Annotated in this window: 22 protein-coding genes and 1 riboswitch; of the genes, 7 read left to right on the top strand and 15 right to left on the bottom strand. The window is 52.6% G+C overall.

What is annotated here, in order from left to right; translation table 11 throughout:
* Positions 1-18: 18 nt before the first annotated feature.
* A complete protein-coding gene (locus MLE19_RS07210; protein ID WP_240717485.1) occupies positions 19-252 on the top strand; it encodes a DUF3820 family protein in 234 nt (77 codons plus the stop codon).
* On the opposite strand, the gene MLE19_RS07205 is transcribed toward MLE19_RS07210, so the two are convergent.
* Positions 234-596 carry a hypothetical protein gene (locus tag MLE19_RS07205; protein ID WP_240717483.1) on the bottom strand — a complete coding sequence of 121 codons (363 nt, stop codon included), beginning with the start codon at positions 594-596 and terminating at the stop codon, positions 234-236. The two genes, MLE19_RS07210 and MLE19_RS07205, sit on opposite strands and share 19 nt — an antisense overlap.
* A gap of 226 nt (positions 597-822) precedes the next feature.
* On the opposite strand from MLE19_RS07205, the gene MLE19_RS07200 reads away from it, so the two are divergent.
* A complete protein-coding gene (locus MLE19_RS07200) occupies positions 823-1590 on the top strand; it encodes a DUF1499 domain-containing protein (protein ID WP_240717481.1) in 768 nt (255 codons plus the stop codon).
* 32 nt (positions 1591-1622) lie between these two features.
* Here MLE19_RS07200 and MLE19_RS07195 read toward each other — a convergent pair whose 3' ends face one another.
* The 5 genes from MLE19_RS07195 to MLE19_RS07175 all read right to left on the bottom strand — a co-directional run bounded on the left by MLE19_RS07195 (position 1623) and on the right by MLE19_RS07175 (position 7021).
* Positions 1623-1985 (bottom strand): ribbon-helix-helix domain-containing protein, encoded by a 363-nt coding sequence (locus MLE19_RS07195; RefSeq protein ID WP_240717479.1) that lies wholly within the window; start codon positions 1983-1985, stop codon positions 1623-1625.
* Positions 1986-2108: 123 nt separating this feature from the next.
* Positions 2109-2678, bottom strand: a complete 570-nt coding sequence (locus tag MLE19_RS07190) for a DJ-1/PfpI family protein (RefSeq protein WP_240717476.1) — start codon at positions 2676-2678, stop codon at positions 2109-2111.
* A gap of 114 nt (positions 2679-2792) precedes the next feature.
* Positions 2793-4889, bottom strand: a complete 2097-nt coding sequence (locus MLE19_RS07185; RefSeq protein ID WP_240717475.1) for a methyl-accepting chemotaxis protein — start codon at positions 4887-4889, stop codon at positions 2793-2795.
* A gap of 59 nt (positions 4890-4948) precedes the next feature.
* Positions 4949-6148, bottom strand: coding sequence for an ABC transporter substrate-binding protein (locus MLE19_RS07180; protein WP_240717473.1), 1200 nt, complete (start codon positions 6146-6148; stop codon positions 4949-4951).
* Positions 6149-6406: 258 nt separating this feature from the next.
* Positions 6407-7021, bottom strand: a complete 615-nt coding sequence (locus MLE19_RS07175; RefSeq protein WP_240717472.1) for a flavin reductase family protein — start codon at positions 7019-7021, stop codon at positions 6407-6409.
* 110 nt (positions 7022-7131) lie between these two features.
* Here MLE19_RS07175 and MLE19_RS07170 point away from each other — a divergent pair, with 110 nt between their 5' ends.
* From MLE19_RS07170 to MLE19_RS07160, 3 genes are all read left to right on the top strand, one after another.
* On the top strand, positions 7132-8079 hold the full coding sequence (locus MLE19_RS07170) for a D-2-hydroxyacid dehydrogenase family protein (protein ID WP_240717470.1): 948 nt from the start codon (positions 7132-7134) through the stop codon (positions 8077-8079).
* A gap of 86 nt (positions 8080-8165) precedes the next feature.
* Positions 8166-8582: an alternative ribosome rescue aminoacyl-tRNA hydrolase ArfB gene (gene arfB / locus MLE19_RS07165; RefSeq protein WP_064234834.1), complete on the top strand. Its 417-nt coding sequence runs from the start codon at positions 8166-8168 to the stop codon at positions 8580-8582.
* A 30-nt stretch (positions 8583-8612) separates the two neighbouring features.
* Positions 8613-8840: a DUF1289 domain-containing protein gene (locus MLE19_RS07160; protein ID WP_240717469.1), complete on the top strand. Its 228-nt coding sequence runs from the start codon at positions 8613-8615 to the stop codon at positions 8838-8840.
* Here MLE19_RS07160 and MLE19_RS07155 read toward each other — a convergent pair.
* From MLE19_RS07155 to MLE19_RS07125, 7 genes are all read right to left on the bottom strand, one after another.
* Positions 8795-9874, bottom strand: a complete 1080-nt coding sequence (locus MLE19_RS07155) for a proline racemase family protein (RefSeq protein ID WP_240717468.1) — start codon at positions 9872-9874, stop codon at positions 8795-8797. The two genes, MLE19_RS07160 and MLE19_RS07155, sit on opposite strands and share 46 nt — an antisense overlap.
* Positions 9874-11064, bottom strand: coding sequence for an alcohol dehydrogenase catalytic domain-containing protein (locus MLE19_RS07150; protein ID WP_240717466.1), 1191 nt, complete (start codon positions 11062-11064; stop codon positions 9874-9876). The genes MLE19_RS07155 and MLE19_RS07150 overlap by 1 nt, the downstream gene beginning before the upstream one ends.
* 35 nt (positions 11065-11099) lie before the next feature.
* Positions 11100-11678, bottom strand: a complete 579-nt coding sequence (locus MLE19_RS07145; RefSeq protein WP_240717464.1) for an NnrU family protein — start codon at positions 11676-11678, stop codon at positions 11100-11102.
* Positions 11679-11798: 120 nt separating this feature from the next.
* A complete protein-coding gene (gene corA / locus MLE19_RS07140) occupies positions 11799-12767 on the bottom strand; it encodes a magnesium/cobalt transporter CorA (RefSeq protein ID WP_240717462.1) in 969 nt (322 codons plus the stop codon).
* 25 nt (positions 12768-12792) lie between these two features.
* Positions 12793-14217, bottom strand: coding sequence for a diguanylate cyclase domain-containing protein (locus MLE19_RS07135; RefSeq protein ID WP_240717460.1), 1425 nt, complete (start codon positions 14215-14217; stop codon positions 12793-12795).
* Between the two features lie 70 nt (positions 14218-14287).
* The gene (locus MLE19_RS07130) at positions 14288-15661 is read right to left on the bottom strand and encodes a sodium:solute symporter (RefSeq protein ID WP_240717459.1); all 1374 of its coding nucleotides are present in this window, start codon (positions 15659-15661) and stop codon (positions 14288-14290) included.
* A riboswitch (TPP riboswitch) is annotated at positions 15651-15757 on the bottom strand. It overlaps the preceding gene by 11 nt.
* A gap of 43 nt (positions 15758-15800) precedes the next feature.
* Positions 15801-16403 carry a peroxidase-related enzyme gene (locus MLE19_RS07125; RefSeq protein ID WP_240717458.1) on the bottom strand — a complete coding sequence of 201 codons (603 nt, stop codon included), beginning with the start codon at positions 16401-16403 and terminating at the stop codon, positions 15801-15803.
* Between the two features lie 177 nt (positions 16404-16580).
* On the opposite strand from MLE19_RS07125, the gene MLE19_RS07120 reads away from it, so the two are divergent.
* A complete protein-coding gene (locus tag MLE19_RS07120) occupies positions 16581-17273 on the top strand; it encodes a hypothetical protein (protein WP_240717456.1) in 693 nt (230 codons plus the stop codon).
* 98 nt (positions 17274-17371) lie between these two features.
* On the opposite strand, the gene MLE19_RS07115 is transcribed toward MLE19_RS07120, so the two are convergent.
* A complete protein-coding gene (locus MLE19_RS07115) occupies positions 17372-18871 on the bottom strand; it encodes a CoA-acylating methylmalonate-semialdehyde dehydrogenase (protein WP_240717453.1) in 1500 nt (499 codons plus the stop codon).
* Between the two features lie 285 nt (positions 18872-19156).
* Between MLE19_RS07115 and MLE19_RS07110 the strand changes: the two genes are divergently transcribed.
* Positions 19157-20227: a zinc-binding metallopeptidase family protein gene (locus MLE19_RS07110; RefSeq protein WP_240717451.1), complete on the top strand. Its 1071-nt coding sequence runs from the start codon at positions 19157-19159 to the stop codon at positions 20225-20227.
* On the opposite strand, the gene MLE19_RS07105 is transcribed toward MLE19_RS07110, so the two are convergent.
* Entirely contained in the window at positions 20224-21234 is a 1011-nt protein-coding gene (locus tag MLE19_RS07105) for an alpha-E domain-containing protein (RefSeq protein ID WP_240717449.1), read from the bottom strand. The two genes, MLE19_RS07110 and MLE19_RS07105, sit on opposite strands and share 4 nt — an antisense overlap.
* Between the last annotated feature and the right edge of the window lie 2 nt (positions 21235-21236).

Raw genomic sequence — 21236 nt, 5'->3', positions numbered from 1 at the left:
AATGAATGGGTTTAAGCTATGAAACCAGAGGATCTGGAAAAGTTAGTGACGCGGACCATGCCCTTTGGCAAGTATGAAGGCCGCCTTATTGCGGATCTGCCAGGCCCTTATTTAAACTGGTTTGCTCGGGAAGGGTTTCCTTCAAGCGAGATCGGCCAGTTACTGCATTTGATGCATGAAATTGATCACAACGGGCTTGGCCCGCTGCTGGATCCCCTGCGAAAAGCGCCGAGTCAGCGCGGCGAAAGCTGACACTGATAGTCGTCGCGCTGACTCAGGGCACCCTCAAACTCAGCCCGGTAAGCCGCCGCATGAAGTGCCGGGTCTCGGGGAAAACGGTCTAACGCGACGGCTAGCTCAAAAAAACCTGCTGCTGGTATCCCTTCACCCCGCCGACTGACCACCAAGGCGGCGATGAAAGGCGCTTTATGCACAGCGTCTTCACGCATTGACTGTTCAAGCGCCTGGGTAACCTGAGCGATAGTGCGTGGTGGCGTTAACGCCAGTGCGGACGCCACCTGCTGATAAGTCATTGGCAGGGCATCACGCGGCACGTTAAGCAGTAGCTGGCGAAGCGCAGCAACGTTGTCTCTCATGTACATCCTATTATTCGGTTTTAAAAACGCTCAAATTTTGGAAAGTCATCGTCAACGCTAAACCATGACACTTTAGCGCTTACAAACGCATGATACTTTTTAGTCACACTGCCACAGAGGCAACTACCTGCTCCCATCCGAAACTCCTTAATTTAGCTATTGATGCGGTATTTGTGCTAAGAATAGCTCAAAAGGAGAGCGACATATGTCGTCATAAGGAGTAAGCATGACAATGCAATTAAAAACTGCGCACCCTCGCGGTGGCCGTTGGCCAAGCGTGCTGGCTGGCGTAGCTATTCTACTGCTAGCAGCAGCGGCATTAATGATGGCGGGTTCTGGGCCTGCTTATCGGGGTAACTTCATCACCCTGGGCGAGGCGTTTAACTGGCTGCGCTATGGAGTTTATGCCGCCGGTGGAGCGGTGGCGATGAGCGTTATCGCCCTACTATTGAGCATGTTTACGCGCCGATTTACATCTGCCTTAGTGGCTTCGCTTGTCATTGTCGGCGCTGCGGCGCTGCTTTTCATCCCCTGGCAACATTGGCAACGCGCTCAACAAGTGCCCGCTATTCACGATATTACAACCGATACGCAGAACCCGCCTGTTTTTGAAGCCTTAGCCAACGCGCGTGAGGTTGCGCCTAACGGGGTCGATTACCCAGGCGAGACCACCGCCCAGCAGCAGCGAGAGGCATACCCCAATATCAGCTCGTTGGTCCTCAACGAAACGCCTCAAACCGTTCTTGCGGCTGCCCAAGCAGAGGCGGAAGAGGCTGGCTGGCGTATCACCCGGATTACCGACGATCACATAGAAGCCACCGCAACGACGCGCTGGTTCGGTTTTCAAGACGACGTGGTCATACGCTTAACAGAAGTTGAAAACGGTGTGCAGGTGGATATGCGCTCGGCGTCACGTCTAGGTGCCAGCGATGTGGGCACCAACGCTGCACGAATCGCCGAGTTTTTAAGTGCGCTTGAGGCAAGACTTAAATAACACTCTTGCTCTTGCCCATCTCACTCTTTTAATTAGTGTAAAGAACCCGTTCTGCTGCCGTTCTCGCGCGCTAAAATTTGCTCAGCATCAAGAGTGCCAATCGGCACTTGGTGCTGAGTGGGAATATCTCCACTCAATTGAAGGGCTTGATAGCGCAGGGCGCAAACGCGTAAAAATGAGGTGAAGTTACCCAGATCGTGGCCGGCGTCGATTGACTCATGGTAAAGCCGGGTAATCATCTGCGCCGTGTTCATACCATCGCGCTGGGCGATCTCTTCAAGGATGTACCAAAAATAATTCTCCATCCGCACACTGGTCACCATGCCATCAATACGCAGCGAGTGGGTAGCACTGCGCCATAGCTCTGGGTCGGCTTGTATAAAGAGTTTACACATCGGCGTTGTCTCTCAGCGTATTCATAGCCACGCAAATTATTAGCATAGCGGCAATGGTGGGCACTGCAAACAAGAGCGCCCAGCGGGTGCCGGGCGCAAATGTCTTGGTTACCGCAATCAATCTCACTTATTCAGTAGTGCCATAAATTGCGCAAGCCAGGCCGGGTGAGCAGGCCATGCGGGGGCCGTCACCAAGTTGCCATCGGTGACCGCATCGGTCACGTCTAAATTGGCGAAGTGACCACCCGCCAGCTCTACCTCTGGTTGGCAGGCGGGGTAAGCGGAGCACTGCCTTCCTTCAAGCACGTTGGCCGCGGCTAATAGCTGCGCCCCGTGACAAATCGCGGCGACGGGCTTGTTAGCCTCAAAAAAGTGCTGAACCATCGCCAGAACGTCTTTGTTTAAACGCAGGTATTCAGGCGCACGCCCACCGGGCACGACCAAGGCATCGTAATCGGCAGGATTAGTAGTGGCGAAATCGGCGTTTAAGGCAAAACGGTGGCCAGGTTTTTCTGAATAAGTTTGATCACCTTCAAAATCATGAATGGCCGTCGCCACGGTATCGCCTGAGGCCTTTCCTGGGCATACAGCGTCCACGCGGTGGCCAACCGCCAACAACGCCTGAAACGGCACCATGGTTTCATAATCTTCTGTAAAGTCGCCGGTGATCATTAAAATGCGCTTGCTGCTCATCTCAGTGCTCCTCTTATCCATCTTATGGTTATTGATCGAGTGTGTGAGCACACGCGGGGCGTGTTAGATGAGACTAGCAAGCGCATTACCACAGCAGGTAGTAATGGCTTACTACTAGATAATTTCTTCCTTCTGCGGAAGTGATAGATGACGCTGACCCGCCGTATCGCTTACACGGAAGCGCCCCACCAGTGAGTGCATATCACCCGCGCGATCATCCAGCGTATGGCTAGCGGTAGTGGCTTCCTGTACCAACCGGGCATTTTGGTGCGTTACTTGATCCAACTGTGAAATAGCTTGGTTGATCTGATCAATACCCGCAGATTGCTCGTGGGTCGCCCCTGCAATTTCGGTGACATACCGCGTCACCTCACCGAGGCTATCGATGATCTCCTGAAGGTGCTTGCTGGACGCGTTCACAAGCTGTTCGCCTTCGCTAACTTTAGCGACACTGTCATCGACCAAATGACGGATTTGGGCCGCCTCTTCAGCACTTCTCCCGGCTAATTTACGCACCTCTTGGGCCACCACAGCAAACCCACGCCCCTGCTCGCCTGCCCGGGCGGCTTCAACAGAGGCATTTAGCGCGAGCAAATTGGTTTGAAAAGCAATATCGTCAATAGCTTTGATGATAGAGGTGATTTTTTCGCTAGCCTCGCGGATATCACCCATTGCCGAGGTAGTGCGCTTGGCAACATCACCCGCTGAACGTGCCCGTTGATCAACGCTCCCACTTGCGCTTTTAGCCTGATCAGCATAATCAGCGGTTTGCTTCACGGTCGCGGTGATTTCCTCAAGACTTGAGGCTGTTTCAGCCAACGAGGCTGCTTGCTGGTCGGTGCGCTGGGAGAGGTTTTCATTCCCGGCAGCAATTTGACGACTGCTGGTTGCAATAGCTTCGGCGCTTTCACGAATTTGCGCCACCATGCCTTCAAAGGTATCCATCATGTTGTTAAAGGCCTGGGCGGTCTGACCTACTTCATCATTACGCTTTAGCTCAAGTCGCATTGAAAGGTCGGCACTCTCTCCTGCCGCCCCACTGATATCTTCCATTTGTCGACGCATTGCCACGAGCGGGCCCAGCACACGCACCATAGTGCGCCAGCCAAAGATCGCCAGCAGTACAATGACGACTAAGGTCACTACAATCAGTAAGGAACGGCCAGCGTTGGCTAACGTCTCTGCCTGAGTAGCAGCACTGTCCGCTTGCTCAACGGTATACGCTTCGACGTCGCTCAATGCACCACGCATCTGCGTCATCGCTTGGGCAACATTTGCCAACGCCGCTTGCACCTGCGCGTGTAACGCGAGCTGTTGCAAGCGAAGCTCATAAACAGCGTTGTCATCAGAGACCATCAACCCTTCCAGCTCGACGATGACACTGTCCAAATCATTAATAAGTGTGCGCTGCTCCACTTCGGTGCTGGGGGCCTCTGCAATCGCCGCCAAGGATTGCCGAGCAAGACCGACCTGCTGGGCAATTTCATTGTGACGCAAATTAACCAGTGCATCGGTGCTGTTCAATTGCATCATTTGGCGGCCAAGGTCAGATAACTGCGCTAACGCCATGCGCGCGTTACCGCTCAAACGCCCGATATCCGCTTGTGCGGTAAACATATTGTCGAGTAGCTGAGTAGGCAGCGTGGTCATGCCATCCTCGCGCCAAGCTTCCATCAATACACGCTGCTCGCGGTCACTTCGCACCTGAGCTAGCGCCGTACGCCCGGCCATATCTTCGGCGCTCAGCATCACTTGTGAAATAAGTGTTTGCATGGCGCTTATGCGATCGGCCATTTGCGTTTGTAAGCTCAGCTCTTCTCGGCGCACCGTTTCCAGTGCCGTATCTCCGTCTAACAATGCCTGATAGTGGCTGTCCAGTTCACTCAGGCCCTCTGCATGATCAACCCCACTTAGACCTTCACGGGCGTCCTGGAAGCGTTCGTTTAATGTGCTTTGTGTGGTGACTTCATCAAGTGCAGTGGCATTCTCTGCGGCAAGTAAATCCGCATGGCGCTGTCCAAACGCGCCCATGGTAAGCACCATGCCACGGCTGGCATCCTGAAGGGGCAACACCTCACCGGTAATATAGCGCTGCGAGTCGATTAGCCGTTGGTTAGTCGTCCAACCTGTCGCCGCTAGAACCACGGCGCCCAGCACCGCCGCTAAGAACAGGCTGATCAGCATGGCTCTAATACTTAACGTTTTCTTCATTATCTTTTTTCACTTGTGTCAGGGTCTTACAGGTAACATCAGCTTTAGTAACATAACCGTTATGGCAACAGGCTAGCCCACTCCACCGACTCGAAACGGCCGTTAGTGATAATGGTTGGCCACACCGCATCGCTAGCTTGGTGATCATTTCGTCCCAAACTGAGCGGCTCTTCTAAACCGATATCGACATTTCCCAAGCCGAGCAAACCATCCACGATGGCCTCCCGATCCGGGTCTGCGCCAGCAGCTTTTACACCTTCCACAAACAGCTTCGCGGCGAGATAACCTTCGAGGGAAATAAAGTCAGGTTCGCTGCCGCGTGCGTGGGTTTCAAGCGCCTGGCGGTAAGCTTCAACAGCAGGTAGGTCGGCATCCAGTGGCGGCACCACTTGGGTGATAATAACGCCTTCTGATAGATCGCCAAGTTCATCCTTAAGCGCCTGGCTACCGACAAAGGAGACATTCAAAAACACTGCATCAGGCAGGTCGTGAAGGGCTTCACGGATAAAATCTGCTGCAGGCCCATAGGTACCCACCACAATGATGGCACGTGGTGTCACCGGCGCTTGCAGAATGGTCGCTAAGCCTTGATGAATATTGCGCGTACCCCGGGTAAAACGTCCATGGGCTAGCGCAGCGGTATTACTAACACCATGTGACGTTAATGCTTGAATAGCGCCATTGTACCCAGCATCACCAAAGCTATCGTTTTGAGTAAAGAAGGCAATTTCTTCGGGCAAAACACCTGCTTCCAAGAGCCCATTCACCATCGCCGCCGTCTCTTGTACGTAGCTGGCCCGGTAATTAATCACATAACGGTCTGGGGGTGTTTTCCGTAATACGCCCGCCCCGGTAAACGCGCCATACATAAGCGTTTTGTATTCGTTATAGAGGGGAATGGTAACTGTCGCTGTTGGGGTGCCGACATTGCCAATGGCTGCTAGCACCTCATCTTGTTGAATAAGTTGACGCGTATTGCTAGCGGCCTGGAGCGGCCGGTACTGATCATCTCGTGCAAGCAAGGTTAGCGTTTCACCGTTAACGCCACCGGAGGCGTTAACCTCGGCAAAGTAGGTCTCGATCCCTTTTTGCATGCCCAGACCAAGCGGAGCAGCACCACCGCTGGAAGGGGCGACAATGCCAAAGGTAAGCTCGGCCTGAACCAGCGGCGAAACCATTAGCCCAGCGAATAACGATATTTTTAATAGCGGAGTTTTTAACAACCCTTTTTGTAACAGTAGTGTTCCCAATCGTCGCATTGATCTGCTCCTTACTCGCTAGATCACTTCCCCACCCGATAAACGGCATGTTGAAAAACAGACAATGATAAACATCGCCTGACTTTTACATTACCGATCCGTTACCCTTTACTATCGGCAGGAGAATATACGACTAAAGATTAATTATCGTTAATAACTAAGTAATTATTGTTGGCCATTTGTAACCGTATGGAAATCACTGAGCATTTTATTTAAATTATCATTCGTAATCATTAGCTTATCGACATTACAAGATTTCTAATCTGGACGTTCAATAGCAAATCTGTCGCTAATACGAATGTAGTCACTACCTGCAAGACGACCCACGGGTTTGAGTTTATCCATATCCACATGACGACCGTCCCAAAGAGTGTCATCGATATGAATAGAGACCACTTGCGCCAGCACTAATGTGCCTGCCAACGGTTGATCGCCGAAGCGGATCATATCGAACAGTTTGCAACCAAACGCGACGGGGGCATCGGCAACCCTAGGCACACTAACGCCCGGCATAACCGCTTTTTCAAGTCCGGCCAGGGTAAATTCATCCTCACCCGGCGGTAGGCTAGCACTGGTGGTATTGAGCGCTTCAATTAACGCCTCGCTTCCCACATGTACAACGCACTCTGCTACTTCATTTAAATTACGCACCGTGTCTTTAAGCTCACCGCTACCATTAAGCAGGGGTGAAAACGCTAGCACCGGTGGATTGACACTGGCGACATTGAAGAAGGAGAACGGCGCTAAATTAGCATTACCATGTTTATCCTGCGTAGACACCCAGGCAATGGGCCGCGGGCAAATGCTGCCTGATAACAGCCGATAAATAACACCGGGGCTTAAGGGGGAATCATCTAATAGGTAGTCGCTCATTGTGGCTCCTTGATGGCAAGTTTTCAGGTTAGTATCACTTTATAACAGCAAAGCTAGCGATGCCCTGTTTTGTCATTTTCGATGCGACCATTTTAAGGAGCCTTTTTTTAATGAGAATTGCCATTCCCGATGATTATCAAGACTGTGTGCGCAGTTTAGATGCCTTTAAGCAGCTAGAAGGCCACGATGTAACGATCTATCACGACACCCTTACCGACCTGGACGCGCTAAGTGCGCGTTTTCAGGACGCCGAGGCGTTAGTGCTGATTCGTGAACGCACGCCTATCACGGCTGCCCTACTGGAGCGCCTGCCCAACCTGAAAGTCATTAGCCAAACGGGTGGCGGTGCAGCGCATGTGGATATGGAAGCGTGCCGCCGTCATGGCGTCACTGTCATGGCGGGCACTGGCTCACCTTACGCTGCAGCAGAAATGACTTGGGGTTTAGTCCTGGCGGCAATGCGTCATATACCGGCAGAAGTGGAGAACCTGAAAGCGGGCCGTTGGCAGCGCACGCTAGGCACCGGCCTTAAAGGGCGCACACTGGGTATTTTCGGCTACGGTAAAATCGGCAGTTTAGTAGCGCGCTATGGTCAGGCGTTTGAGATGAACGTGTTGGTATGGGGCCGTGAGGGCACTCGCCAGCGCGCTTTGGATGCCGGTTTTGAAGTGGCGGAAACCCAGGACGATTTGTTTAAGCGCTCAGATGTGCTGAGCCTGCACCTTCGTTTGAACGACGACACCCGCGGTATTGTCAGCGCTGAATCGCTTGCTCAAATGAAACCAACGTCTCTGTTAGTAAACACCAGCCGCTCTCAGCTAGTGGCACCAGGGGCGCTTGAACAAGCACTCAAAGCCGGGCGGCCTGGCCAAGCGGCGGTAGACGTATTCGACGCAGAACCTGTGCTCGCAAGCTCTCTGCTGGAACTACCCAATCTGGTTGCTACACCGCACCTTGGCTATGTCGAAAAAGATAGCTATGAGCTCTACTTTGGCGATGCGTTTAACAATCTGCTGGCCTATATTGATGGTCAGCCTATTACTAATTTAGCGGGTTAAAAGGGCGCGCAAAATAGCGCAGCGAGCCCCGCCTCTGTGCCAATTGTGCTAGCCTTATAGGTTCACAAGTAACACAGGGGCCTTTAATGCTCACCATTTCTAGCAACGTTACCCTGGCTGACTGGGAGATTGATATCAGCCAGATTCGCGCCCAAGGTGCGGGCGGTCAGAACGTCAACAAAGTCGCCTCAGCGGTACACCTGCGCTTCGATATCCTTAGCTCCACACTTCCACCACTCTATAAAGAGCGCTTGATGGCGCTATCTGATCAGCGCATCAGCAAAGAGGGTGTCGTCATCATTAAAGCCCAGAGTCATCGCAAACTTGAACTCAATAAAGAAGATGCCCTGGCACGTTTAAAAGAGCTAATCCAGAGCGCCACCAAACAGCAAAAAGTGCGTCGTGCCACCAAGCCAACCAAAGGCTCTCAGCGCCGCCGGGTCGATCATAAAACCCGTAAAGGGAAGATCAAATCGCTGCGTGGTAAAGTGTCTGCTTCTTAATACGCGAATTTGTTCCGAAGGCCTCACCCAATGACGATAAGCTCTACCTCTTGCACCGCGCGCCCAGTGTCACCTTGTGTGCAAATCTGTCAGATAGAACCTTCAACGTCGGTTTGTGAAGGCTGCGGACGTACATTGGATGAAATCGCCTGCTGGGGAAGCATGACCGAGGCTGAAAAAGCCCCGGTCTGGGAACGTCTGGAAAGTGAAGGCTATGTCTCAGATGACGGCTTTTCTGACGACAATGCCGCCGATTGATGACGATCACTCAATATATGATGCAACTCACCACAAGCGACCATCGGGTCATCGCAGTTGATAACAATATCAGAACGCGACAGCACGTAGCTGCGCCCGGTGATGGTGTTCTCCACGACCTGGTAGTCACCCTCCTGATGCGTGCCAATAAAGGTGCCGATAAACCCAGTTTCACGCAATGAAACTGTCTCTAACTTGTCACCTATATTGAGCCGTCCTTCATAGTTCATCAACGCCAAGCGCGCCGACGTACCGGTACCTGTCGTACTACGGCAAATAACGCCAGGATGAACATACGTGGTTGAACGTGAGCGAATAAAGCCTTCTGTAATTTGCTCTTCAGGCCCCATAAAGTGCAAAAATGGCAGCGGCCCCACATCCCCCAGGGTGTAATGTGAAAACCCTCGCTGCGCTTTAATTGCTTCAACAATTTTATAGGCACACTCAGAGAGCGCCCGCTCCTCATCACGCGTAAGCTTAAAGCCCAGCTCGGTGGCATCGACCAAGGCGTAAAACCCACCGCTGTAGGCGATTGAGTAGGTGACTTCGCCAATCCCCGGCACCTGAATCTTCTGGCGATAAGTGTCGATATAACTGGGCAGGCCGCCACAAGTCACCGACTCCACCACGCCGTTATGCACCTTCGCTTCGATTTGTACTAACCCTGCTGGTGCTTCCAGCTTAAAGCGCTGTATGCCTTCCTGCTTGGGCACAATACCGCTCTCAAGCACTGCGGTGGCGGTACACAGCGTGTTGGAGCCGGAGTAAATGGGATAACCCATTACCTCCATAATGATATAACCCGCGACTGCTTCCGGATGGGAAGCGGGTACCAGCAAATCCACTGACATTTCGGGAATACCGTAGGGCTCTTCGAGTAATAGACGCCGTAAACCGTCGGCATCGTCACGCAGGTACTCCATCTGCTCACGCACAGTGGCCCCTGGCAGCAGGTCAATGCCTCCTGTCACTATACGGCTGACATCACCACCGGCGTGGGTATCCATAAGCTGGATCGTGTGGAGGTTATGCACTAGCGGCGCTCCTCGGTGGCAGAAGAGGAGTTTTCAAGCGCGAACGGGGCCCCGTGAGATGCCCACTGAGCATCGGGTACAAGCACAATTTTGCCCAGATAGTTGCTGCTCCGATTGACAAAGTAGCGCTCGGCATCATGTAGATCAGACAGCTTGAAGGCGGCGTGAAGCACCGGCTTCAGTTCACCGCTGCGAATCCACGCTACCAGTTGCTCGGCCTCTTCACGGGTGCCGTGGGAAACCCCAAATATCTGCACTTGATAAAGATAAACGCGAGTCCACATCATTTCGCTAAGATTGCCACCGCTAGCCCCGGCAATGGAAAGGCGCGGGTAGCTCTTGCGGCCCTGCATATCGACAATCATGGTGTCGATAAACAGGTTGGTCATCTCACCGCCGACCAAGTCCATCACTGCATCAATCGGCTTACCGCCAGTGGTTTCCAGCACCCGGTCAACAAACGTCGGCAAGTCGCCACGATCAATCACCGCTTCTGCGCCTAGTGCTTTCAACGAGTCTGCTTTATCTAGCTGGCTGACCGCATAGGGAATAGCGCCCACAATACGACAGAGCTGAATCAGTGCAGTGCCCACCCCACCACTGGCGCCACTGACCAAAACACGCTCGCCAGCACTTACATTGGCAGCCGTCATCATATGGTAAGCCGTCTGATAGGAGCACATACCCATTGAGGCTAGTTCCGCGTCGTGCAGCTCTGGGTTGGGCACATGATAAAACTGATCAGCAGGCACGGCGATATACTCAGCAAAGCCGCCGTCGGCACCATGGCCGTAATAGTCGGGGGTAAGATTAATATCGCGGCGCTCGTCGGCGTAAATATTAAAATCCAACAAGCCGCGCTGACCAATACGTTCAGCGTCGACACCCTCACCCACCGCCACTATCCGACCTGCTACGTCGGCGCCTTGAATCCGCGGGAAGGTTAAGGTTGGCGTTCCGCCCATGGCAAAGGAGGTTACATCGCCTTTATCCTTGGTGGGATAAAGTCCTTCACGGGCTTTGCGGTCAGTATTGTTCTTCGCTGTTGCCGTCACCTGCACCAGAACTTCGCCCGCCTTGGGCTGCGGTGTAGCGACATCCTGATGATATTCCAGCTTTTCGATAGCGCCATGCCCGGTCAATAGCATGGCAGCCATTGTGGTTGGCACCGTGTGTGTTGTCTCGGCCATGGAGTGACTCCTAGGTTGGGCTAAAAAACGTCCGGTTAACTAAAAACAGGGACGCCAATCAGCACTGTGTGCAGGTAAAAGGCGAACACCACATACGCTACCAAGCCGATGAGTACGGTAGCAATGGTGGCCATTTTATGAGTATTGACGGGCGCAGGCGGCGTAAGGCGGTCGCGCTTTTTGGCGGTTTTAAATGCCAGGATAGCCCAGATAAGAAAGGCGGCAAAAAAGATAATATCGCCCAAGCGACCGTTGGCCAGCAGGTGAGCGAACGCCCAGATTTTTACCGCTAGCATCATCGGATGGCCAAGCTTGGCCTTGATCGCATTATGCGGAACGTACGCTGCCGCCAACATGATAAAGGCAGGCAGCATTAATAGCGCCACCGCATGGCGCATGCCCATGGGGGGGTACCAAACATTAATAGGGTCGAGACGCATCTGTCCAAAGCCATAAATCGCAATGGCCAGACCAACGATAGAAACCGCCGAATAGGCTACTTTCCAGGTGGTTTCGCCGTGTTGCGCAATCTGTTGCTGACGCCAGTTTTCAGCAAATATACGTACAGAGTGACTGCCTAAAAAAATCAGCAGCCCGATAATCATAATTGTCATGTTACAACTCCCAGTGAAAACGCTAGTCGACGGCTTTATGCCTTATAGTCTTGGTCGCCGGAGAGGATGCCACAATCAACCGCTGTCCACCTATGTATGCGTCAACTTTTCGTGCACGGGCTAAAACCAGTGCTTGCGCTTAAACAACCAAATCAGTACTCCACCGATGCCTAACATGGCTCCCCAAACAAAAAAGTAGCCGTACTCATAACGCAGCTCGGGCATATTTTCAAAGTTCATGCCGTAAATACCGGCGATAAACGTGAGTGGAACAAAGATAGCGGTAATGACGGTGAGAACACGCATGGTGATATTAAGCTGATGCGACGAAATAGAGATATAGCCATCGATTAGGTCACCGCAAATATCGTAGTACATCTGGGTCAAGGTATAGAGACGTTCAAAGCGATCCGCTACATCGTTGATGGCATGCAGCGTTTCACTCTCCTCACGCGGCAAATGTTCATAGTCATAAGCCGTTAGTTCTTGGGTAATACCCTGGTGATAGCTAAAGATACGGCGCATTTTAACCAGACGGGATCGATAGGTAATGATCTTACGCATTAGCGTATCATTACCATTTTCTAACAATTCATCCTCAAGGTCGCTTAACGCCGTTTCAAACTCGAGCAGACTGTCGATGTAAAAACCCGCTGAAATATACATTACCCGGAGCGCTACGTGTTCTGGTGAATGGGCCAGTAGGGCTTTACCTTGGTCGTTGAAAAGCCGTTCTATGGAGAGCGCTTCGCCGGGGTGGAGCGTGACCAAAAAGCGCTCCCCTACGAAAAAACATACCTGCTGAGGCAGGTAGTTAAGCTCGGCATCAAAGGAGGAGATGCCGCGATAAATGATCAGTGTATGGTTATCAAATTCTTCGATTTTAGGCGGATGGCGCTCTTTATGGGCGTCCTGTATCGCCATGGGATGAAACTCAAATGCCTCTAAAATTTTGCGCTCGCTCTCCTGGGCCTCACCCTGCATATCAATCCAAATATGGCTCCCCGGCGAAGATTGCCAAACGGCCAACAGCTGCTCGTCGCCTTCGTGGGTTTCACCTTCAGGCGTGGTCAGGATAGTGCGAATCATAGTCGTCCTTGAATATTTCCGAATTTTAAGAGGCGTTCTCAGCAGGCGGCGCAATGCGTACCTGGGCTTTTCCAGAGCGCTTTGCATCATACATGGCAACATCGGCGCGCTTTAGCAGTTCATTCAAGGTTTCAGCGTTTGTCGGCAAGTAAATAGCAACACCAATACTAACGCTGACATTTAACAACACTTCGCCAACGGCTAGCGGCTCTTCAATCACGTGGACTAATTTATTAGCCAAATACTCAATGGCGGTGGGCTCACTGCCTTCCAAAAGTAAAACAAACTCATCGCCTGCCCAGCGCGCAATATAATCGGTTTCACGGATTGCCTGTACCAGTCGTTTACCCATTGCTCGCAGTAACTCATCACCAATGGCGTGACCGTGAGTATCATTAATTGCTTTAAAACCGTCCAGATCCAAAAACAGAACTGCTAAGGGCTTATGGTTACGTCGCGTGCGGGCCATGGCAGTGGGTAAATGCTCATCTAATGCTCGCCGATTGGGCAGTTTGGTTAATACATCCTCACGCGCCTGTTGGTCACGCAAGCGCTCTAGCTGTTGTCGTTCGGTAATATCATGAATAAACAGGCTTCGTCGTTCGCGCCCATCAATGATTAATTGTTTCACACGCACTTCGACGGGCATTTCATTGCCATCATAGCGCCGCGCCGTGTAGTTGATAGGGGCCTGATCATTTTCGATTGGCAACCCATGGGGAAAGAGTAACTGCGTAATTGACCTTGCTAGCACCGCTTTTCGTGGCCAGCCAAACATTATTTCAGCGGCCTTATTCCAATCCAGTATCACGCCCTGTGAATCAATACTGATATAGGCGTCATAGGCAGATTCGATGACAAGATTAAGTTCATTAGTACGCCGCTTAATTTGGCACTCCATGCTGCGATGAAGCTCGCTTAAAGCCCGTTGCGATTCCTGAGCATTTTTTCTCTCTCGGACCAGCCGTTCACGCAGCCGAATCTCGTCAGTCACTATCGCCGCTAAATCCCTTAATGCCGCCAGCTCAATATCACTAATAGCACGAGGCAGGGTATCGATGGCGCAGAGTGACCCCAGTGCTAGTCCCTTGGAAGTACACAAGGGAATACCCGCATAAAAACGAATACCACCAGAGGCCGACACATGAGGGTTTTGCGCAAAGCGTGGATCCTGGCGTGCATCTTCGACTATTAGCGGCTCTGTGGCAGTCACCGTATAAGCACAGAAAGCCACATCGCGAGATGTCTCGCGAGTCTCTGTGCCCACACGAGACTTAATCCACTGACGCTCAGCATCGATTAGCGTTATCGTTGAGATCGGTACATTCAGTAATTGGGTAACCAGCCTGGTGACGCGGTCAAAGGCTGGCTCATCTGGCGTATCTAGCAGTTCAAGCTCATAAAGAGCGGCTAACCGCGCCTCTTCGTTAGATGCTTTAGGGTAGTTCATTATAGTGTCACCCATTGAGGCAGGTGTAGATATCTCAGCATATCGCGACCAGCACTTTACTGCTTAATACTTACCTTTTTTTAGTCACCATCGCGAGTAACACGCTGACTAGTGTCGAGGCCGCTAAAGCACCCACAAATGGCCCTAATGTGGGAATACTGCCTGGAAAACTGGCAGCCACTACACCCGTAATAATGCTTCCTTGGCTTAACCAGCCGGGAAGGATCGCTCCCAGTAACCCTGCAACACCTCCCGCAATGGCGGCAACAGGCGTCATGCGTTGCCAGAGGCCTAAAAGCACTGGCACTACGATGGCAGCACACAATAAATCAGCAATAAGGAACAGACGCAGTACTGATAACCCCTGCAAAGCAATCACGACCACCGGAATCATTAGCGCCACCGTTACCCAACGAGCGGTGGTCAGTGACACGCCCCGTTTCTCGCTGCGCGCGACGACGAGCGAAGCAATACCGTTTTGCAACGTATCAACGCTGGAGGCAACCAAGGTAACCGCCAACACTAAGGCAGGCAACGTCAGCCAAATGGGGGCATTACTTAACAGGGCAAAAAACGGCATTGGCGGATTCCCTAATGGCGCACCGCTCATAGCGGCCAACATACCCAAACCGCCAATCATCATCACCACAACAACGGTCATACCGCCGCCTAACCACGCACCACGACCCAGGCTTTGATCATCCCGAGCAGCCCATACGCGCTGCCAATAGCCCTGATGAAAGAGATTCGCCGCCGTCACTGCGATCACCAGCGTTAACGCAACACTTAGCGCGTTGGCAACAGGAATAGAAGGCAACGCCGCTTCGTTAGGCATGGTAGGCAAGCGCCACAACGTGACGCTTCCCACCGCCAACAGTAGCGCTAGCAATAGCCATGCTTGCCAACGATCCGTGGCAAGGCTAGCGCGCAGACCACCCATCGCCGTATAAATCAGTGTGGTAAGAGCGACGCCTATAATCACCAGAGGGGGTGGCACATCGGATAACAACGCGGTGATCGCACCAATGGCGGTGAGCTCAGCGGCCAGGAAACAAGCCATATAGCCGACCGACACCAGCGTAACCCAGCGCCGCACACCCTGGCCGTAGCACGCTTCAGCAAACTCGGCAATGCTGCGCCCCTCTGGGAGCGCGCGGCGGATCTTTGGCCCATACAGTCCTAATACAATAAATGGCAACGCAGACCCGAGTGCATAGCCTGCTAGTGCAAGAGGGCCAACGAATGCACCAATTTCAGGCGGCGCGAAAAGAATCCATGCGCCCATTCCGGATGCGAGAAAGGAGAGCCCAAGGGTAGAGGCAGTTTGCGAGTTGCGGGCGGTGACGTAGTCATCCAGTGAGCCATCTACCCATCGAGCGCGGAGACCTAAATAAGCAAAGCAGCAAAGCGCCGCGCCAAGCACGGCTGACGTCAGGTAAAGCATGTCGCACTTCCTCCGCCGGTACTAACCGGATCAGGTTCCAGGGTCTGCGCGAAGCGCATTCTCAGCCTCAATGAAAAGGCTCCCCTGGCGACAGTGAATGGAGGCGCTATCCTCAATGATAAAAGCGCCTTAGTAAAGCTTAAGCAGTGCCTCCAGCATTATGACGGGGCACACGTCCCATTAAGTAAAATTCTTCATTGGGCGGTGTTCCCGCCAGTGTCACCAAGCGATTCGACAAGCCAAAAAATGCTGCAATGGCGCCTATATCCCAGCAATCCTCATGGCTAAATCCTACCTCATGCAGGCGGGCAAGCCACTCATCGGTCATTTCACCGACATCTATAGCGCAGTGCATCGCAAAATCAAGCATCACCCGGTGGCGCTCGCTAATCGGCGCCACACGATGATTAATCGCGACCTGGTCGGCAAGCAGAGGATTTTTACTGTAAATACGTACCAAGGCGCCGTGCGCTACTACGCAATATAAACATCGGTTACGCGCACTAGTGGCAACCACGATCATCTCTTTCTCTGCTTTAGTGAGCGACTCCGATTCACGCTCCATTAAGGCATCATGATAGGCAAAGAAAGCACGAAACTCGGCCGGGCGATGTGCCAACATCAGAAAAACATTGGGCACAAACCCTGCTTTTTCTTGGACAGCTAAAATAGTGGTACGGATATCTTCCGGCAGATCATCCAATGTTTCAGGCACATTAAAACGACTTAATGGAGCAGACATAATCACCTCTTTATTGTTAAGTTTATCCATCTCATAAAAATGGCTTAGCTGTAGTGTAACAAAAAGCTAACTTAAGTGACTTTTAATCAAACGCCCTGCTCGCCATACTGATACCTCGATCTGTGATAAAAACTGCCCACTACACTTAATAAACAGTTCGTTCAAAGGGACACTGTCATGAGCCACAACGAAGCCAAGGAACATACCCCCGGTCGTCTAAACGAGCTGTTTGCTGACCCCTACCAAGCGTTTGAAAATGATACTGATGAGCGTCAACTACACATTCGTATCATGCTGCATATGTTACTTGCGCGCCCAATGACCCGAGGGCAAATGACACTGCGAGTCATCCATGGCTGGGAGAATGGTGGCTTTGAGCCCGAAGACCTTCAGCATGTCGACTATCCACTCACGGGTGTCGCTGATTTCAAACGGGCAGTGCAGGATTTTGTACACGCCTCAAAACACAACACACCGCTTCCCGCTGACAAAACCGCCATTCTGGCAGCCCCTCTAACAGACGCAATTGCCGACGCCGAAGCAGAGGGCCAACATCTCCCTAATGACATTCGCGAGACGCCAGCACGATGGCAAGCGTTTGAGGGCGGTTTGGCGCTATACACACTGTTTAAAATGTACCACCGCCTGGTTTATGGTGAAGACGACACTTACCGCTGCGCTCAGTGCATTACCCCCCTTGGTATGCGAGAAATACATGAGTTTCACCTCGAAGAGGGAGAGTTCGCACTCTTAGTACCGCCAGCACCATACGCTATGGATGAACCGTCCCTACTGGTTCTGCATGAAAGCCAACTCGATCCAATAGAACAATTGCTTGAAGAGAGCCTGCCTCTGTTTGATAACTTTTAAGGGCAGCGATAACGTTTCATCGGCTCCGCGTAGCCACCCCTGTTTTTAATTGGCCCTGTCTAAACAGGGCCAATATCAGGCAATTAATAGCGCTTCAATTAGCCAAGCGAAATAGTACTATTGATACCGCTGGAGACATTCTCCGGCTCAAACCAGCGCGCAGTGACCGTTTTCGTTTGCGTCCAGAAAGCAATCGCCTGTTTGCCATTCGGTCCCAAATCGCCGAGTTTGGATGCCCTTGAGCCGGTGAAGCTGAAGTATGCCACTGGCACAGGAATCGGCACGTTAATCCCAATTTGTCCGACGTCGATATCCGTCTCAAACCGCCTGGCTATCCAGCCTGAGTTGGTAAAGATAGAAGTGCCATTGCCGTTAGGATTGGCATTGATAAAGGCGATCGCCTCATCCAGTGTTTCAACACTCACAACGCACAATACGGGGCCAAAAATTTCTTCGCGATAAATGGTCATATCTGCAGTAACGTCAGCAAACAAGGTCGGCCCTACGAAGTTACCATTGGGGTAACCCTCTACCTGAACGTTGCGGCCATCGACCATCAGTTTGGCGCCCTCTTTTTCGCCTGCATCGATTAAACGCAGCACGCGATCACGGGCCGCTGGCGACACTAGTGGCCCCAAATCCGCATCAAGCTGTGTGCCTGGGCCTACTTTCATTGCCCTCGCCGCTTCAACTATGTCGCTTAGCCATTCGCGTGCCTCACCGACCAGCACCACCACCGAGTTAGCCATACAGCGCTGGCCCGCTGCGCCAAAGGCTGAGCCCAGCAGGTTATTGATCGCCTGACTACGGTTAGCGTCGGGCATCACCACACAGTGGTTCTTGGCGCCCATCATCGCCTGCATCCGTTTACCCGCTGCGGCGGCACGGTTATACAGCAGAGACCCCACATGGGTAGAGCCAATGAAAGAGAGCGCCTTGATATCTTGGTGATCAGCAATTTGGTTAGCCACATCCGGGCCACCGTGTACCACGTTGAGCACGCCCGGTGGGACGCCTGCTTCGTGGGCCAGTTCCACTAAGCGCATGGTAGAACTTGGATCCTGCTCCGACGGCTTAAGAACAAAGGTATTACCGGTGGCTATCGCCAGCGGGAACATAAAACAGGGCAGCATAATGGGGAAGTTGAAGGCGGTAATTCCTGCGCCCACACCCAATGGCTGATGCATGGTGTAAACATCCACCTCATTGGCAGCATTTTCTGCCAGCTCACCCAACTGGAGCGATGTGATCGAACAGGCGTGCTCTACCACTTCCAGGCCGCGACCTACTTCACCTTCCGCATCCGGCAGGGTTTTGCCGTGCTCTTCTGTAATTAGAGCTGCAAGCTCCGACGTATTGTCGCGAATCAGCGCTTGGAGCTTAAGCATAATGCGCATGCGCTTGCCTAGCGGCACTTTACGCCACTCTTTAAATGCCTCTTTGGCACTGCTGATAGCGCGCTCTACTTCGTCAGCGGTACAGAACGGAACCCGAGCCACCACCTCTTGGGTTGCGGGGTTGACAACATCGCGCCACTCCTGGCTTTGCGACTTTACGGGCTGACCGTCGATATACATGGGAATTTCGCGAACGGACATAGCGTTGCTCCTATCTATGATTGTGGTTGTTATGGTCGTTTCTGTTTTAAAAAAGCCGTTTTAAGAGCGTATCGCGGTAAGGCGAGAACACTGGGTATAGCAGCAAGTTGACGTTAACGTCAACCAAGTATCCTGTGAGTAGACAAAATCTACGGCAGGACGTCAATTAGCCTTTCCATTGTGACCCTGTGCTGGCTATGCTTCGGCTAATCAGGGGCTCGGTGGGTTTTTAAGCCGCTCACGGCAAACGCCAGGCACATCGTGTTTAAACACAGGGAACGATCAATGCAGACCTTCAGCTGCCGCTGTGGCAATCCACTCTTTTATGAAAACACTCACTGTCTAACCTGCCAATCGGAGGTCGGCTGGTGCCCTGCCTGTAGCAATATTGTCGCGATTGAGCCGCTGGACAACGGTGGGTATCGCTGCACCCATCCTGATTGCGATACAGCGCTGATGAAGTGCCACAACTACGCCGTTGAGAACGTTTGTAATCGTATGGTGGTGATGGCGCATGGCCAAGCCGATGCTCTATGCGACTGCTGCCGTTATAACGAAGTAATTCCGGATCTCAATATTGAAGGCCATCGTGAACGCTGGGCAGCGCTCGAAGCAGCAAAGCGGCGGCTATTTCATACCCTCGATCTACTCAAGCTGCCCCACGGCACCAAAGACGATGCTATTAACGTGCCGCTAAGCTTTTCATTTATGGCCGATGCCCTTCCCGACCAAGGGTTATGGCGCTCTACCGCGAAGCAAGAGAAGGTGTATACCGGCCATGCGTCGGGCCATATAACCATTAACGTCAAAGAGGCCGATGACGTTGAGCGCGAGCGCTTGCGCGTCGATATGAATGAATCACACCGCACGCTTATCGGGCACTTTCGCCATGAAATTGGCCACTATTATTGGGATGTACTGGTAAAAGATCGCGATGAAGAGGCGTGCCGTGCTGTATTTGGCAACCACCACCGGCCAAGCTATGCCGAAGCGCTTGAGCGTTACTATCAGCAGGGCGCGCCAAGTGATTGGCCTAACCGTTTTATCTCCGCTTACGCCACCATGCATCCATGGGAAGATTTCGCCGAAACCTTCGCTTACTATCTAGATATGGTCGCCGTGCTGGATACCGCCCTGCACATGGGCATTACCCACGTTGAGTACGACGGCAGCCTGGACAGCATGCTGATTGCTTTTCATCAGGTGGGCTTGGCGGTAAATGAGCTAAACCGGGATATGGGACTACTCGATTTAGCGCCTGGGGTGCTTGCCCCCGCCGTGCGTGAAAAGCTGGCGTACCTGCATCACATCATTCAGGCCGCCAGCCCGTTAGAACGTGACTCCCTCACGAGTTAATCGTTATCGTTGTCCCCCGCGTGGCTCTGGCTCTGACTCTGGCTTTGAGTTTGAGTGACGCGGGGAACACTCTCGTCATTTACAAAGTAGGTAGCGCTAAGCGTATCGTGAATAGCGGCAAAGCCAATCTGCAGTTCATCAATAAACGCATGCAGCTTGCTGGGTGAATGAGCGAGCGCTTGGATATCAGCGTCTACGACATCGGCGCGCACTAGCGAGACGGTGGCCGCCGGACGATCCTGGCGTGGTAATAGCGTCAGTTCATGACCCAGCGTCTCAAGGCTGCAGGCAATCGAGCGTGGCAGGTTAGGGTCTTGAAGCAAAAATCTCAGCACATCCGGGCCCCGCACACGCAAACGTACCTGCTGGCGATACATTTGATAAGCCGTGAGCGATTTGAGCACGCTCATCCACTGCAGGTTTTCAAACGGCAGCAGCTCTTCTGGGTTCTGTGGCAGTAGGCTGGCGGAGCGCACATCGACGATGCGAGTCGTCATATCAGCTCGCTCCAACTGTCGTCCTAACTCAATAAAGTTACGCGCGGGGCCATGGCTTAACGTACCCTCAATAAGGCCTGTCAACGCCTGACAGCCACGGATCACACTCTTGAGAAAACTATCGCGGCGACGCGGGCTCACGCCATTTTCAGCATGATCGGCAACGCTCAGATAGAGCTGATTGACCTCTTCCCAAATCTCCCGAGGCACCACGTCCCGGGTGGTTCTGAGGTTCTCGCGCGCACTGGCGAGGGCGGAGATAATCGAAATATCATTATCGCTATCGGCACATAAAAAATGCACGACATTACGCTCATCAAAATCATCATGGCGTGCGGTAAAGGCTTCCAGGCTGCCGGTCATTTCGATAAGCGGCGCCCAACCTAGCGGCAAGCGCCCCGGCAAATCCAGCATAAGGTGGCTGTTGACACTCAGTAGGCGCGCGGTATCTTCCGCTCTTTCGATATAACGCGCCATCCAGTAGAGGTTCTCTGCAACGCGTGACAGCATGG

The sequence above is a fragment of the Vreelandella neptunia genome (genome assembly GCF_022489065.1).
GTDB classification, from domain to species: domain Bacteria; phylum Pseudomonadota; class Gammaproteobacteria; order Pseudomonadales; family Halomonadaceae; genus Vreelandella; species Vreelandella neptunia_A.
The sequence above is the reverse complement of the archived record's forward strand: the minus strand, read 5'-3'. Positions and strand labels throughout refer to the sequence as shown.

Coding starts and splice junctions, on each gene's coding strand:
- MLE19_RS07210 (WP_240717485.1), top strand. CDS start 19: ATGAAACCAGAGGATCTGGAAAAGTTAGTGACGCGGACCATGCCCTTT.
- MLE19_RS07195 (WP_240717479.1), bottom strand. CDS start 1,985: ATGTGTAAACTCTTTATACAAGCCGACCCAGAGCTATGGCGCAGTGCT.
- MLE19_RS07115 (WP_240717453.1), bottom strand. CDS start 18,871: ATGTCCGTTCGCGAAATTCCCATGTATATCGACGGTCAGCCCGTAAAG.
- MLE19_RS07205 (WP_240717483.1), bottom strand. CDS start 596: ATGAGAGACAACGTTGCTGCGCTTCGCCAGCTACTGCTTAACGTGCCG.
- MLE19_RS07160 (WP_240717469.1), top strand. CDS start 8,613: ATGACGATAAGCTCTACCTCTTGCACCGCGCGCCCAGTGTCACCTTGT.
- MLE19_RS07145 (WP_240717464.1), bottom strand. CDS start 11,678: ATGACAATTATGATTATCGGGCTGCTGATTTTTTTAGGCAGTCACTCT.
- MLE19_RS07105 (WP_240717449.1), bottom strand. CDS start 21,234: ATGCTGTCACGCGTTGCAGAGAACCTCTACTGGATGGCGCGTTATATC.
- MLE19_RS07180 (WP_240717473.1), bottom strand. CDS start 6,148: ATGCGACGATTGGGAACACTACTGTTACAAAAAGGGTTGTTAAAAACT.
- MLE19_RS07110 (WP_240717451.1), top strand. CDS start 19,157: ATGCAGACCTTCAGCTGCCGCTGTGGCAATCCACTCTTTTATGAAAAC.
- MLE19_RS07130 (WP_240717459.1), bottom strand. CDS start 15,661: ATGCTTTACCTGACGTCAGCCGTGCTTGGCGCGGCGCTTTGCTGCTTT.
- MLE19_RS07120 (WP_240717456.1), top strand. CDS start 16,581: ATGAGCCACAACGAAGCCAAGGAACATACCCCCGGTCGTCTAAACGAG.
- MLE19_RS07135 (WP_240717460.1), bottom strand. CDS start 14,217: ATGAACTACCCTAAAGCATCTAACGAAGAGGCGCGGTTAGCCGCTCTT.
- MLE19_RS07125 (WP_240717458.1), bottom strand. CDS start 16,403: ATGTCTGCTCCATTAAGTCGTTTTAATGTGCCTGAAACATTGGATGAT.
- MLE19_RS07170 (WP_240717470.1), top strand. CDS start 7,132: ATGAGAATTGCCATTCCCGATGATTATCAAGACTGTGTGCGCAGTTTA.
- MLE19_RS07150 (WP_240717466.1), bottom strand. CDS start 11,064: ATGGCCGAGACAACACACACGGTGCCAACCACAATGGCTGCCATGCTA.
- corA (WP_240717462.1), bottom strand. CDS start 12,767: ATGATTCGCACTATCCTGACCACGCCTGAAGGTGAAACCCACGAAGGC.
- MLE19_RS07200 (WP_240717481.1), top strand. CDS start 823: ATGACAATGCAATTAAAAACTGCGCACCCTCGCGGTGGCCGTTGGCCA.
- arfB (WP_064234834.1), top strand. CDS start 8,166: ATGCTCACCATTTCTAGCAACGTTACCCTGGCTGACTGGGAGATTGAT.
- MLE19_RS07175 (WP_240717472.1), bottom strand. CDS start 7,021: ATGAGCGACTACCTATTAGATGATTCCCCCTTAAGCCCCGGTGTTATT.
- MLE19_RS07190 (WP_240717476.1), bottom strand. CDS start 2,678: ATGAGCAGCAAGCGCATTTTAATGATCACCGGCGACTTTACAGAAGAT.
- MLE19_RS07185 (WP_240717475.1), bottom strand. CDS start 4,889: ATGAAGAAAACGTTAAGTATTAGAGCCATGCTGATCAGCCTGTTCTTA.